The 13,867-nt window shown below is 66.7% G+C and carries 11 protein-coding genes and 3 tRNA genes; 3 read left to right on the forward strand and 11 right to left on the reverse strand.

Annotated elements, in window-relative coordinates:
• Positions 1 to 111 precede the first annotated feature (111 nt).
• Positions 112 to 2,430, reverse strand: coding sequence for a ribonuclease R (gene rnr, locus EV683_RS10720; protein ID WP_424948507.1), 2,319 nt, complete (start codon positions 2,428 to 2,430; stop codon positions 112 to 114).
• Positions 2,431 to 2,503: 73 nt separating this feature from the next.
• On the opposite strand from rnr, the gene EV683_RS10725 reads away from it, so the two are divergent.
• The 3 genes from EV683_RS10725 to EV683_RS10735 all read left to right on the forward strand — a co-directional run bounded on the left by EV683_RS10725 (position 2,504) and on the right by EV683_RS10735 (position 2,900).
• Positions 2,504 to 2,590, forward strand: a tRNA-Leu gene (locus tag EV683_RS10725).
• A gap of 73 nt (positions 2,591 to 2,663) precedes the next feature.
• Positions 2,664 to 2,750 (forward strand) — tRNA-Leu (locus EV683_RS10730).
• Between the two features lie 63 nt (positions 2,751 to 2,813).
• Positions 2,814 to 2,900, forward strand: a tRNA-Leu gene (locus EV683_RS10735).
• 215 nt (positions 2,901 to 3,115) lie between these two features.
• Here EV683_RS10735 and EV683_RS10740 read toward each other — a convergent pair.
• The 10 genes from EV683_RS10740 to hisS all read right to left on the reverse strand — a co-directional run bounded on the left by EV683_RS10740 (position 3,116) and on the right by hisS (position 13,860).
• Positions 3,116 to 4,411: an adenylosuccinate synthase gene (locus EV683_RS10740; protein WP_131862783.1), complete on the reverse strand. Its 1,296-nt coding sequence runs from the start codon at positions 4,409 to 4,411 to the stop codon at positions 3,116 to 3,118.
• 32 nt (positions 4,412 to 4,443) lie between these two features.
• Positions 4,444 to 5,595, reverse strand: coding sequence for an ATP phosphoribosyltransferase regulatory subunit (locus tag EV683_RS10745; protein WP_131862784.1), 1,152 nt, complete (start codon positions 5,593 to 5,595; stop codon positions 4,444 to 4,446).
• 107 nt (positions 5,596 to 5,702) lie between these two features.
• Entirely contained in the window at positions 5,703 to 6,584 is an 882-nt protein-coding gene (gene hflC, locus EV683_RS10750) for a protease modulator HflC (protein WP_066611411.1), read from the reverse strand.
• Position 6,585: 1 nt separating this feature from the next.
• Positions 6,586 to 7,782: an FtsH protease activity modulator HflK gene (hflK, locus tag EV683_RS10755; RefSeq protein ID WP_131862785.1), complete on the reverse strand. Its 1,197-nt coding sequence runs from the start codon at positions 7,780 to 7,782 to the stop codon at positions 6,586 to 6,588.
• Complete coding sequence (gene hflX / locus EV683_RS10760; RefSeq protein ID WP_131862786.1) at positions 7,769 to 8,905, reverse strand: ribosome rescue GTPase HflX; 1,137 nt, start codon at positions 8,903 to 8,905, stop codon at positions 7,769 to 7,771. Before hflX ends, hflK begins: the two co-directional genes overlap by 14 nt.
• An 88-nt stretch (positions 8,906 to 8,993) precedes the next feature.
• The gene (gene hfq, locus EV683_RS10765; protein ID WP_066611418.1) at positions 8,994 to 9,254 is read right to left on the reverse strand and encodes an RNA chaperone Hfq; all 261 of its coding nucleotides are present in this window, start codon (positions 9,252 to 9,254) and stop codon (positions 8,994 to 8,996) included.
• A 95-nt stretch (positions 9,255 to 9,349) separates the two neighbouring features.
• Positions 9,350 to 10,786: a ribosome biogenesis GTPase Der gene (gene der / locus EV683_RS10770; protein WP_131862787.1), complete on the reverse strand. Its 1,437-nt coding sequence runs from the start codon at positions 10,784 to 10,786 to the stop codon at positions 9,350 to 9,352.
• 10 nt (positions 10,787 to 10,796) lie between these two features.
• On the reverse strand, positions 10,797 to 11,948 hold the full coding sequence (bamB, locus tag EV683_RS10775) for an outer membrane protein assembly factor BamB (protein ID WP_131862788.1): 1,152 nt from the start codon (positions 11,946 to 11,948) through the stop codon (positions 10,797 to 10,799).
• A gap of 1 nt (position 11,949) precedes the next feature.
• Positions 11,950 to 12,579, reverse strand: a complete 630-nt coding sequence (locus EV683_RS10780) for a YfgM family protein (RefSeq protein ID WP_131862789.1) — start codon at positions 12,577 to 12,579, stop codon at positions 11,950 to 11,952.
• A 9-nt stretch (positions 12,580 to 12,588) separates the two neighbouring features.
• Positions 12,589 to 13,860 (reverse strand): histidine--tRNA ligase, encoded by a 1,272-nt coding sequence (gene hisS, locus EV683_RS10785; protein ID WP_131862790.1) that lies wholly within the window; start codon positions 13,858 to 13,860, stop codon positions 12,589 to 12,591.
• Between the last annotated feature and the right edge of the window lie 7 nt (positions 13,861 to 13,867).

Consider the following 13,867-nt stretch of genomic DNA (forward strand, 5'->3'; position numbering starts at 1 on the left):
CCCGGCAACCGACCGACGACCGCCACCCATGCAAAAGGGCCGCTGACGCGGCCCTTGCGGAAAGACGAAGCAGGTTGGCCGAGCTCGGCCAACCTCTACTCTATGGCGCGATCAACGCCGGCGACGCGGTGGACGGTCGCCAGCCGGCTTCGCAGCCGTCTTGCCCGCCGGTTTCTCCGCCGGCTCGGCGGAGGCGGCCGGGGCCGCCGGCTTCGCCGTCTTGCGACTGCGGCTGCGCGGCTTCTTGTCTGCGACTTCTTCATCCTTGAACAACACGAAATCGACCTGGGTCGCGTCGAGATCGACGCGCGCGACGCGCACCGTCATCGCGTCCCCCAACTGATAGCGCATGCCGCTCTTCTCGCCGACGATGGCCTGCATCTCCTGCTTGTAGTGGAAGTAGTCCTTGCCGAGCTCGGAGATGTGCACCAGCCCTTCGACGTACAGGTCGTCGAGCAGCACGAACACGCCGAAGCTGGTCACCGCGCTGATCTTGCCGCTGAACACCTCGCCGACTTTGTCGCGCATGTAGTAGGTCTTGAGCCACGACTCGACGTCGCGGCTGGCGTCGTCGGCGCGCCGCTCGGTCATCGAGCAATGCACGCCGAGCTTGGCCCACTTGCCCGGCTTGTAGGTTTCGCCCTTGAGCACCGCCTTGATCGCGCGGTGGACCAGCAGGTCGGGGTAGCGGCGAATCGGCGAGGTGAAGTGGGTGTAGGCCTCGTAGGCGAGACCGAAGTGACCGACGTTGTCCGGGCTGTAGACCGCCTGCTGCATCGAGCGCAGCAGCATGGTCTGCACCATCGCGGCATCGGGACGATTCTCGAGCTGGGACGCCAGCGCCGCGTAGTCCTTGGTGGTCGGCTTTTCGCCGCCCTCCAGCGTCAGGCCGAGCAGGCGCAACGCCTTGCGCAGGTTGTCGAGTTTCTCCGGCGTCGGACCCTCGTGGATGCGGTAGAGCGCCTTGTGCTTGTTCTTCTCGAGGAACTTCGCCGAGCAGACGTTGGCCGCCAGCATGCACTCCTCGATCAGGCGGTGCGCGTCGTTGCGCACCACCGGCACGATCTTCTCGATCTTGCCGGCGTCGTTGAAGATCATCTGCGTCTCGACGGTGTCGAATTCGATCGCGCCGCGCACCGCGCGCGTCGCGTGCAGCAGCTTGAACAGCGCGTACAGCGTCTGGATCTGCGGCAGCAGCGGATGATCGCTGCCGTTCTGCAGCCAATCCCAGACCTGGTTGTAGGTCAGGCGTGCCTTCGAGTGCATCACCGCCTCGTAGAAAGCGTAGCGCTTGATCTGGCCCTTGGCACCGATCTGCATGTCGCAGACCATGCACAGGCGCTCGACGTCGGGATTCAGCGAACAGATGCCGTTGGACAGCGCCTCGGGCAGCATCGGAATCACGCGACGCGGGAAGTAGACCGAATTGCCGCGCGCGAGCGCCTCGACGTCGAGCGCGTCGCCCGGCTGCACGTAGTGGCTGACATCGGCGATCGCGACCACCAGGCGGAAGCCCTTGCCGGACTTCTCGGCGTAGACCGCGTCGTCGAAGTCGCGCGCCGTTTCGCCATCGATGGTCACCAGCGGCAGGTCGCGCAGATCAACGCGGCCCTTGATGTCCTTCTTGCGCACCTTCTGCGGAATCTTCTTGGCGAGCTTCTGCACTTCGTCCGGGAACTGGTGCGGCAGGTCGTGCTTCCTGAGCGCGATCTCGATCTCCATGCCCGGGTCGGCGTAGTCGCCGATCACCTCGGTGACGCGACCGATCGCCTGACGGTAGTCGCCCGGCTGCTCGACGATCTCGAGCATCACCACCTGGCCGTGGCGGGCGCCGTTCTCGCCGCCCGGCTCGATCAGGATGTCCTGATTGATGCGGCGCTCCTCGGGACGGGCAAACCACACGCCGCGCTCCTCGTAGATGCGCGCGACCAGTTTCTGCACCGCGCGCTCGAGCACCTCGACCACGCGCCCCTCGCGGCGACCGCGGCGGTCGGTGCCGGCCGGACGCACCATCACGACGTCACCGTGCATCACTTTGTGCATCTCGCGCTCGGGCAGGAACAGGTCGCTACCCTCGCCGTCTTCCGGCACGGCGAAACCGAAGCCGTCGCGATGGCCGACGACACGGCATTTGACCAGTTCGACCTTCGCGGCGACGCAGATCGCGCCCTTGCGGTTGATCAGCACCTCGCCGTCGCGCGCCATCGCGGCGAGGCGGCGTTCGAAGAAGGGCATTTCCTGCGGCTGGATATCGAGCAGCGCGGCCAATTCGGCCGCCTCGCTCGGCACACCCTGCTCGGCAAGCAGCGTCAGCATGTACTCGCGGCTCGGCAGGGGATGCTCGTATTTGGTTTTTTCACGCTCAAGATAAGGATCCCGCTCGCGCAGGGATAGTTCTTTTTGTTTTTTTTGCTTGGGGGCCATTGACATCCTCAAATAGGGGCCTATAATGCACAGCTCATCGGCGCTGCGCTGATTTCAACGAATCATACAGCAAACCGATGCCCAGGTGGCGGAATTGGTAGACGCACTAGGTTCAGGTCCTAGCGGTGGCAACACTGTGGAAGTTCGAGTCTTCTCCTGGGCACCAAGAATTCAAATGAATCTGTTGGTTATCATCGACAGATTCTAGTAGTACAGTAGCAGAGACAATTTAAGTACATGCCCAGGTGGCGGAATTGGTAGACGCACTAGGTTCAGGTCCTAGCGGTGGCAACACTGTGGAAGTTCGAGTCTTCTCCTGGGCACCAAGGTTTCAAACGGATCGGTTGATCATGACCGATGCGGGCAGCACAGACAATTAAGAGTTTCATGCCCAGGTGGCGGAATTGGTAGACGCACTAGGTTCAGGTCCTAGCGGTGGCAACACTGTGGAAGTTCGAGTCTTCTCCTGGGCACCACTTGAAAAAGCCGTTCTCTTTCGAGAACGGCTTTTTTTCATTCCACCCCACCCGCGCACCCGCTGCCGCATCAAAACGGTGCGAGCGCCCGCCCATCGTTCCGATCCGGCGATCTGCCATCCCTCGCAGCCATCCGGCAACGACAGCCCACAAAAAAGCCGCCCTCGACGGGGCGGCTTTCATCGCGGACCGATCGCTCGGCCAACCTTGAAGACTTACAGGCCGAACGGATGGCGCAGCACGATGGTCTCTTCGCGGTCCGGACCGGTCGAGATGATGTCGACCGGCGCTTCGCACACTTCCTCGATGCGCTTGAGGTAGGCGCGTGCGGCTTCCGGCAGGTCTTCGTACTTCTTCACGCCGGCGGTGCTCTCGCTCCAGCCCGGCAGCGTTTCGTAGACCGGCTCGCACTGGGCGACGGCTTCCGAGCCGAACGGCAGGATGTCGACGGTCTCGCCGTTCAGCGTGTAGCCGACGCACAGCTTGATCTCGTCCATGCCGTCCATCACGTCGAGCTTGGTCACGCACAGGCCGGACACGCCGTTGATCTGGATCGAGCGCTTGAGCGCGGCGGCGTCGAACCAGCCGCAGCGACGCGGACGGCCGGTCACCGAGCCGAACTCGTTGCCGCGCTTGGCGAGGAAGGCACCGACGTCGTTTTCCTGCTCGGTCGGGAACGGGCCCGAGCCGACGCGGGTGGTGTAGCCCTTCACGATGCCGAGCACGTAGTTCAGCATCTGCGGCGCCACGCCGGCGCCCGGCGCGGCCGCGCCGGCCACGCAGTTGGACGAGGTCACGAACGGGTAGGTGCCGTGGTCGATGTCGAGCAGGGTGCCCTGCGCGCCTTCGAACAAGAGCTTGTCGCCCTTCTTGTTCAGCTCGTACAGCGTGCGCGACACGTCGCCGACCATCGGCTTGATGCGCTCGGCCAACTTCATGGTGGTCGCGAGGATCTCGTCGAAGTTCACCGGCTCGGCCTTGAAGTACTGGGTCAGCTGGAAGTTGTAGTAGTCGACGTTTTCCTTCAGCTTGGCGGCGAAGCGCTCGGCGTCGAACAGGTCGATCACGCGCAGCGCGCGGCGGGCGACCTTGTCCTCGTAGGCCGGGCCGATGCCGCGGCCGGTGGTGCCGATCTTGCCGGCGCCCTTGGCCGCCTCGCGCGCCTGGTCGAGCGCGACGTGGTACGGCAGGATCAGCGGGCAGGTCTGCGCGATGGTCAGGCGACCGACCACGGTCACGCCGGCTTCGTCGAGCTCGTCGATTTCCTTCAGCAGCGCCTCGGGCGACAGCACCACGCCGTTGCCGATGAAGCAGGCGACGCCGTCGCGCAGGATGCCGGACGGAATCAGACGCAGCACGGTTTTCTTGCCGTTCACCCACAGGGTGTGGCCGGCGTTGTGGCCGCCCTGGAAGCGGACCACCCCCTTGGCGTGATCGGTGAGCCAGTCAACGATCTTGCCCTTACCTTCGTCACCCCACTGGGTGCCGATCACGACAACGTTCTTGGACATGGGAAAACAACCTCTTTACGTCAGATACCGGTTCAATTGAACGGAACCACCTGCCAGCCGGAAGCGGCCGGGATGAGTTCGCGATCGCAATACAGGGCCTCGGCGGATTCGCCCAGGTAGTCGATCAGCACGACTTCGCCGGCGGCGCGCAGCCGGGCGATTTCAGCCTTGGCCGCCGGCAGCTGCGCCGCGGCGACGCGGATGCCGCGCACGCTGTCGCGCTCGGGCAGGATGCGGATCAGGTCGCGCAGGTCGAGCGAGAAGCCGGTGGCCGGTCGCGCGCGGCCGAAGCGTTCGCCGACGTTGTCGTAGCGGCCGCCGCGCGCCAGCGCCTCGGACCAGCCCGGCGCGTAGGCGGCGTAGACGAGACCGGTGTGGTAGTCGTCGCCGCGCAGTTCGGCAAGGTCGAAACCGATCTCGGCCTGGCCCTTGAGCGCGTCGCCGAGTGCGGCGAGCTGGTCGAGCGCCGCGTCGATCTCGGGCAGCGGCGGCAGCACGGCGCGCGCGCGCGCGAGCACGTCGGCCGGGCCATACAGTTCCGGCAGCGCCAGCACCGCGGCGCGCCACGGCTCGGCCAGACGGCCGGCCAGCTCGTTGACGGTGCCGACGTCCTTGCCCTGCAGCGCGAGAAACAGTTCGCGCGTCGCCTTGTGCGACAGGCCGGCCGCCGCGGCCAGCGCGCGGAAGATGCCGACGTGACCGAGGTCGAGCCGCAGGCCGGCGACGCCGGCCTGGCTGAGCACCTCGAGCATCAGCGCGATGATTTCCTCGTCGGCCTCGATGCCGGCGTAGCCGTACAGTTCGGCGCCGACCTGCAACGGCTCGCGCGAGCTCATCAACCCCGACGGCAGCGCGTGCACGACGCTGCCGGCGTAGCACAGGCGGGTGACGCCCTGGCGGCCGGACAGGAGATGGGCGTCGATGCGCGCCACCTGCGGCGTGATGTCCGCCCTCAGGCCCAACTGGCGGCCGGACAGCTGGTCGACCAGCTTGAAGGTTTTCAAATCGAGCGCGTCGTCGCCCTCGCTGATCAGCGAGTCGGCGTATTCGATCAGCGGTGGCGAGACGAGCTCGTAGCCGGCGCTGCGGAACAGGTCGAGCATCGCGGCCTTGGCCGACTCCACCTGGCGCGCGGTGGCGGGCAGGATGTCGGCGATATGTTCGGGTAACAGCCAGTTGCGCATGGCGTGTCGTCGTTTCTTTCACATGAAACAGGCGGGGAGGTCCCCGCCTGCGTTTTAAGTGCGCCCCGGCACGGGGCCGCACGATCGGATATTGTACCCGCTTCGCGCTACTTGGTCCGCTCCCCGCCCTGCGGGTTCTGGAAGTAGCGGAAGAAGGCCGAATTCGGCTCCAGCACCAGCACGTCGCTCTTGTCCTTGAACGACTGCTTGTAGGCCTCCATGCTGCGCCAGAAGGCGTAGAACTCGGGGTTCTTGCCCAGCGCCTCGGTATAGATGGCGGCCGCCTTCGCGTCGCCCTCGCCCTTGATGGCCTGGGCCTGGCGATAGGCGTCGGCGAGGATCACCTCGCGCTGGCGGTCGGCGTCGGCGCGGATGCGTTCGGCCTCGGCTGCCCCCTCGCTGCGCAGCTGGTTGGCCACCGTGCGGCGCTCGGACTGCATGCGGTCGTAGACCGAAGAGCTGATTCTATCCGGAAAATCGACGCGCTTTAAGCGCACATCCAAAATTTGCACGCCGATCTTGCGCGCGTCGGCGTCGGCGCGGCGCCTGACGACCTCCATCACCTTGTCGCGCTGCCCGGAAATCACGTCGGCGACGGTCTTCTGGCCGAACTCCGCCCTGAGGCCGTCGTTGATGGTCTGCCTGAGGCGCGCCACCGCGGCGGCCTCGTTGCCGCCGACGCTCTTGTAGAACTGTTCGACGTCGATCACGCGCCATTTGACGAAGCTGTCGACCAGCACGTTCTTCTTCTCGCGCGTGTTGAACAGCTCCGGCGTCTCGGCGTCGATGGTCAGGATGCGGCGGTCGAAATAGCGCACGTTCTGCACCAGCGGGATCTTGAACTGGATGCCGGGCTCCTTGATGACGCGCACCACCTCGCCGAACTGGAACACCAGCGCGAACTGGCGCTGGTCGACGGTGAACAGCGCCAGACTGCTCACGAACAGCGCGAGGACGACGGCGACGGCAACGGGAATCAGCTTGTCCATGTCAGCGCCCCCCCAGTTCGCGGCCGCGCGTGCTGTCGCGCCCGGAACGCCCCTCGGAAGGCGCGGCCTCGGCGGGCAACTCCGGTGGCGCCGCCTTGGCAGACGCCGTGCCGGGCGGCGTTGCGCCGGCCTTGCCGGCTTCGAGCAACTGGTTCAGCGGCAGATAGAGCAGCTTGCCGCTGCCCGACTTGCTGTCGATGACGATCTTGCTGGTATTGCCGATGACCTGCTGCATCATTTCGAAATAGAGTCGGTTGCGTGTCACGGCCGGAGCCTTGTTGTATTCGGGCAACAACTGGCGGAAGCGCGCCGAGTCACCCTCGGCGGTCGACACCATGCGCTCGCGGTAGCCTTCGGCCTCGGCGATCAGGCGCGACGCCATGCCCTTGGCCTTCGGGATCACGTCGTTGGCGTAGGCCAGGCCCTCGTTTTTCAGCCTGTCCTTGTCCTGGCCGGCCTTGATCGCGTCCTCGAAGGCCGCCTGCACCGGCGCCGGCGGCTGTACGTCGTTGATGTTGACCTTGGCGATGCGCACGCCGAGGCCGTAACGGTCGAGGATGTCCTGCATGCCCTTCTGCGTGTCGACGGCGATCTGCGCGCGGCCCTCGTTGAGTACGAAGTCGACCAGACTCTTGCCGACCACCTCGCGGATCGCGGTCTCGCCGGCCTGCTTGACGATGTCCTTGGCGTCCGCGTCCTGTGCCAGGTTGTTGAACAGGAAGGCGCGCGCGTCCTTCACGTCGTACTGCACCGACAGCTGCACGTCGATGATGTTCTGGTCCTCGGTCAGCATCAGCGACTCCTCCGGCACGCGGTTCTGCGCGCTGCCGCGGTAGCCGATCTCGACGCTGCGCACCTCGGTCAGGTTGACGATCTCGGCGCGCTCGAACGGCGCCGGAAAGTGCCAGTGCAAGCCGGAGTCGCTCAGACGGTTGAAGCTGCCCAGCCGCAGCACCACGCCCTGCTCGCGCGCGTCGACCACGTAGAAGCCGCTGACCAGCCACAACGCGAGCGCGACGCCGCCTGCGGCCAGCAAGCTGCCCTTGAGCGCGAGGCCCGGCGCGGGTTCGGGCGTGTTGCCGCCCTGCGGCGGCTTGGCGCCCAGCAGCCTTGCCAGCTTCTGGTTGAGCTGGCGGAACAGCTCGTCGAGATCGGGTGGGCCATCGCGTCGGCCCCGGTTCGGGTCATGCTGTGACATCGTTTTCCTGTTCGTCGTTTCCGGATTCTGGCGACTCGCCCGTCACGCGCTCGATCAGCGCCGCGCGCAAGAGGTCGAGCCCCTCGCCCGTCAGGGCAGACACTCTGACCGCGACGAGCCGCCCCAGTTCATCGCGCTCCATGCCAGGTGGCAGGCCTTTCAGGTCGGTCTTATTCCAGACGATGAGCTGTGGAATGTCGTCGGCGCCGATCTCGGCCAACACCTTGTCGACCTCCTCGATCTGCTTGTCGCGCGCCTCGTTGGCCGAGTCGACCACGTGCAGCAACAGATCGGCCTCGATCGTTTCCTCGAGCGTGGCGCGGAAGGCGGCGACCAGCGTGTGCGGCAGGTCGCGGATGAAGCCGACGGTGTCGGACACCACCAGCGATACGTTCTCGTTCAGGTACAGCCGGCGGCTGGTGGTGTCGAGCGTCGCGAACAGCTGGTCGGCGGCGTAGGCGCGCGCCTTGGTCAGGCTGTTGAACAGCGTCGACTTGCCGGCGTTGGTGTAGCCGACGATGGACACCGAGTAGACGCCGTTGCGCTCGCGGCCGCGCCGCTGCGTCTTGCGCTGGCGCCCCACCGCCTCGAGCCGGTCCTTGAGCAGCTTGACGCGCTTGCCGAGCAGCCGGCGGTCGGTCTCCAGCTGCGTCTCGCCGGGGCCACGAAGGCCGATGCCGCCCTTCTGGCGTTCGAGGTGGGTCCAGCCGCGCACCAGGCGCGTAGCGAGGTGGTTCAGCTGCGCCAGTTCGACCTGCAACTTGCCCTCGTGGCTGCGCGCGCGCTGCGCGAAGATGTCGAGGATCAGGCTGACGCGGTCGACGACGCGGCACTGGATCGCGCGTTCGAGGTTGCGCTCCTGTGCCGGCGACAGGCTGTGGTTGAAGATCACCACGTTGGCCGAGTGCATCTTCACCAGCGCGGCGATTTCCTCGACCTTGCCCTTGCCGGCGAACAGCGCGGCGTCGGGGCGGCTGCGCCTGGCCTCGACCACGTCGAGCACCTCGACGCCGGAACTCTTGACCAGGTCGACGCACTCGGCGACGCCGTCGGCGTAGTCCGGCTCGCCGAAGTCCAGGCAGACCAGTACGGCTTTATCGCCGATATCGGGACGATCAAACAATAGCTATTCACTCATGCGGTAGACATGAAAACCGGCCGCCCGGGGCGCGATGCCCGGTGCGGCCGGCCCGATGCACGGTCGGTCGGGATCAACCTTCCTGCGATTCCTGCTTGTGGTTCGCACCGTGCTCGTGCTGGATGCTGACCGGGCGGGCCGGCACCACGGTCGAGATCGCGTGCTTGTACACCATCTGGGTGACGGTGTTCTTCAACAGCACCACGTACTGGTCGAAAGACTCGATCTGGCCCTGCAGCTTGATGCCGTTGACCAGATAGATGGACACCGGCACGTGTTCCTTGCGCAACGTGTTGAGGAACGGGTCTTGTAACATTTGCCCTTTGGCGCTCATGCGTGATTCTCCGAATCGTTGATTTGTTGTAATGGCTCAGTCTGCAGGGTCTTTCGGCTCACAAGGCTATTTGTAGCAGAAAAAAACCCAACGTACTATTTCTTGCCGGTCTTTGCCTTGCCAAAGCGCGGCGTTTCGCGGTGCGAACGCCCGCGCAGCGCGTGCCGCGGCATTTCCTTGGCCTTGACGCGCGCCTTGGGGTTGGCCGAGGCGTCCTTGTCGACGAAGGGGTTGTCGCTCGACTTGTATTGCACCCGCAACGGCGTCCCCTGCAGTTTGAACGCTTTTCGGAAGGTATGTTCCAGGTAGCGTGTATAACTGTCGGGCACCGCGTCGAGCGCGTTGCCGTGGATCACGATGATCGGCGGATTCATGCCGCCCTGGTGCGCGTAGCGCAGCTTGGGGCGGACCAGACCGGCGCGCGGCGGCTGCTGGCGCTCAAGCGCCACCTCCAGCACGCGGGTCAGCTTCGGCGTCGCCAGCTTCGCCATCGCGGCCTGATAAGCCTCGTCGATCGACTTGAACAGCTCGCCCACCCCCTTGCCCTGCAGCGCAGAGATGTAGTGGAACTTCGCGAATTCAAGGAAGCCGAGCTTGCGCGCGATCTCGCGCTTGATGTTGTCCTTGTGCTCGTTGTCGAGGTTGTCCCACTTGTTGACCGCGACGACCAGCGCGCGACCGGCCTCCAGCGCGAAGCCGGCGATGGTCGCGTCCTGCTCGGAGATGTCGAGCTGGGCGTCGAGCACCAGCACGGCGACGTTGGCGTCCTCGATCGCCTTCATCGTCTTGATCACCGAGAACTTCTCGATCGCCTCGTTGACCTTGCCGCGGCGGCGCACGCCGGCGGTGTCGATGATGGTGTACGGTTTGCCCTCGCGCTCGAAGTCGATGTATATGCTGTCGCGCGTCGTACCGGCCTGGTCGAAGGCGATCACGCGCTCCTCGCCGAGCACCGCGTTGACCAGCGTCGACTTGCCGACGTTAGGCCGGCCGATCACCGCGAACTTCGGATGCCTGAGGTTTTCCTCCTCCTCCGCCTCGGGGAAGGGCTCGAGCACCATTTCCATCAGCTCGCGCACGCCGTCGCCGTGCGCGGCGGAGATCACCAGGGGGTCGCCGAGGCCGAGCTCGTGGAATTCCGACGCGGCGATCGCGCGGTTCATGCCCTCGGCCTTGTTGACCGCGAGATAGACCGGACGGTCGCTCTGGCGCAAGCGGTTGGCGATGATCTTGTCCTGCGGCGTCAGGCCGTTGCGGCCGTCGACCAGGAACACGACCGCGTCGGCCTCGTCGACGGCCTGCAAGGTCTGGCGCGCCATTTCGAACAGGATGCCTTCGTCGACCACCGGCTCGAAACCGCCGGTGTCGACCACGAGGTAGGGCTTGCTGCCGACACGGCCGATGCCGTAGTGGCGGTCGCGGGTCAGGCCCGGCAGGTCCGCCACCAACGCGTCGCGCGTGCGGGTCAGCCGGTTGAACAGGGTCGACTTGCCCACGTTGGGCCGCCCGACCAGGGCTACGGTAGCTTTCATTCCTGCAAAATCATCCCAGAGTGATGCGGGCGACGCGGCCATTGCGGCCGAGCAACAGCACGCCGTCCGGCAGCGAGATCAGTTCGACCGCGCTGGCGAAGTCGCCCTTGAGGCGACCGGCGAGCCGCCCGTCGTCGCGCGACAAGAGGTGCACGTAGCCCTCGCCGTCGGCGACCAGAAGATAGGGACCGAGACGGGCCGGACCCGACACGTCGCGGTACTTGAGGCCGGCCTGCTGCCACAGGTTGCGGCCGGTGGCGCGGTCGTAGGCCTGCACGCTGCCGTCGTCGGCGGTCACGTACAGGTTGCGCTCGTCGAGCGTCAGACCGCGCGTCGACGACAGCTCGCGCGCCCACATCAGCGTACCGCTGCGCGCGTCGAGGCAACCGACGCGCCCCTGGTAGGCGACCGCGCAGACCTGGCCGGCGTCGAACACCGGGCGGCTGACGACGTCGGTGACGCGCTCGATCTCGGTCGCGCCGCGCGGCGCGGCCAGCGTCGACTCCCACAGCACGTCGCCGGTGGACGGGCGCAGCACCGCGACGCGGCCGGCCGGCTGGCCGACCAAGAGCGCCCCGTCGCCGACCAGCTGCATCGAACCGGCGTTGCGCAGCAGAAGCTGCGGCTGGCTACGCGCGCTCGACCACAGCTGGCGGCCGTCATTGGCGTCGAAGCCGGTGATGCGACCGTCGCTCGTGCGCGCGATCACCACGGAGCCGGCCAGTTGCGGCGCCTCGGTCGGCAGGCTGGTCAGCGTCGCCGCCCAGCGCTGCTTGCCGCTGGCGCGCTCGAGCGCCAGCAGGCGGCCGTCGCGACTGCCGACGAACACGGTTTCGGCGTTGGCCGACACGCCGCTGGCGATGCCGTCCTTGATGCGCCATTCGCGCACGCGCTGGCCGCTGCTTGCCTCCCACTCGCTGAAGCGGCCGTCCTCGGCGACGGCCAGCACGTTGCCGCCCTGATAGAAGGGCATGAAGCCGCCGCCGGCGACCTCGCCGACCCTGGCCGACCACGCGAGGTTGACCTTCTGGCCGGCTTCGAGCCGGGTCAGCGGCGTCGGCGGGTTGGCCGAGCTGCCCTCGAACCAGCTGGCGCAGCCGCCGAGCGCGACGACGGCGAGCGCTGCGGCGATCAGGGTCGGACGCGGAAAGAATGCACGCATGTCAGGCTCCGAGGGCGTCGAGTTTGGTCTGGATGAACTGGCGGTTCGGCGACTCGCCGGCGAGCTTGGCGAGCGCGGCCTGATAAGCGTCGCGCGCGCCCTTGGCGTCGCCGCGCGCGGCGAGCACGTCGCCCTTCAGGTCGAGGAACAGCGCGTCGAAGCTGGCCGGATGCTCGCGGGCAAGCTCGGCGAGCGCCGCGTCGTAGCGCTGCTCGTCGAGCAGCACCGCCGCCAGGCGCAAGCGCGCCAGCGCCCTGAGCGCGTCCTCGTCGCTGCGCTCGGCGACCCAGGTCAGCTGCTGCTTGGCGTAGGCGAGGTCGCCCTTGTCGAAGGCGACGCGCGCCGCCAGCAGCGCGGCGCGGCTCGCGTAGGCGCTGCCCGGGTAGGCCTCGGCCAACGTCGCCTGCGCGCCCTTGACCGCCTTCAGGTCGCCGTTGGCGAGCGTCGCCTCGAAGCGCTCGAACACCGCCGCGGCGGCGAGCGACTGCTGCTTCTGGTAGTACTGCCAGCCCTGATAGCCGACGTAGGCGGCGACCGCGAGACCCAGCGCGCCGGCCAGCCACTTGCCCCAGCGCGACCAGAACGCCTTGAGCGCGTCGAGCTGTTCCTGTTCTTCCAAATCGAAGGCCATGCGTTCCCCTTAGGCTTTCAGACGGGCGACGGCGGCGGCGACCTCGGCCAACGCCACCGTCACCTGTTCACCGGCGCCGCGCAGCGGCTTGACCACCGCCTGCCCGGCGGCGATCTCGTTCTCGCCGACGATCACCGCGCACATGGCGCCGCTGGCGTCGGCTTTTTTCATCTGCGACTTGAAGCTCGCCTCGCCGCAGTGCTGGACGACCGACACGCCCGCCGCGCGCAGCGCGCCGGCCAGCAACAGCGCGTAGCGCGGCGCGCCCTCGCCCTGCTGGACGAGGTAGACGTCCGGGCCGGCCGCCTCCGGCAGCAGACCCTTGTCCTGCAACAGCAGCAACAGGCGCTCGACGCCCATCGCGAGGCCGACCGCCGGCGCGGCCTTGCCGCCGAGCTCCTCGATCAGGCCGTCGTAGCGGCCGCCGGCGCACACGGTGCCTTGCGCGCCCAGCTCGGTGGTCACCCACTCGAACACGGTCAGGTTGTAGTAGTCGAGGCCGCGCACCAGGCGCGGATTCTCCTCGTAGGCGACGCCGAGCGCGTCGAGCATCGCCTTCCAGTCCTGGTAATGCTTGAGCGACGCTTCGCCCAGGTAGTCGATCAGGCGCGGCGCGCCCTCGCACATTGCCTGCAGCGCCGGGTTCTTGGTGTCGAGCACGCGCAGCGGGTTGGTGTAGAGGCGGCGCTTGCCGTCCTCGTCGAGGATGTCCTGGAAGCCTTCCAGGTAACGGATCAGCTCGGCGCGGTGCGCGGCGCGCTCTTCCTTGTTGCCCAGCGTGTTGATCTGCAGCTTGACGCTGTCGGAAAGGCCGAGGCGGCGCCACAGGTCGGCGGTCATCGCGATCAGTTCGGCGTCGATATCCGGGCCGGCGAAGCCGAGCGCCTCGATGCCGATCTGGTGGAACTGGCGGTAGCGGCCCTTCTGCGGGCGCTCGTGGCGGAACATCGGGCCGGCGTACCACAGCCGCTGCGTGGTGTTATACAGCAGGTTGTGCTCGATCACCGCGCGCAGGCAGGCGGCGGTGCCCTCGGGGCGCAGCGTCAGGCTGTCGCCATTGAGCGCGTCGGTGAAGGTGTACATCTCCTTCTCGACGATGTCGGTCGCCTCGCCGATCGAGCGCACGAACAGCCGCGTGTCTTCGACGATCGGGGTGCGGATGTTCTGGTAGCCGTAGTCGGCGAGCAGACGCCGAACTTGCGACTCGAGGTATTCCCACTGCTGCGACTGGCCGGGCAGGATGTCGTTCATGCCGCGGATGGCCTGGATTTTCTGCGCCATGTTGCTT

The organism is Crenobacter luteus (assembly GCF_004345725.1).
Taxonomy (GTDB): Bacteria; Pseudomonadota; Gammaproteobacteria; order Burkholderiales; family Chromobacteriaceae; genus Crenobacter; species Crenobacter luteus.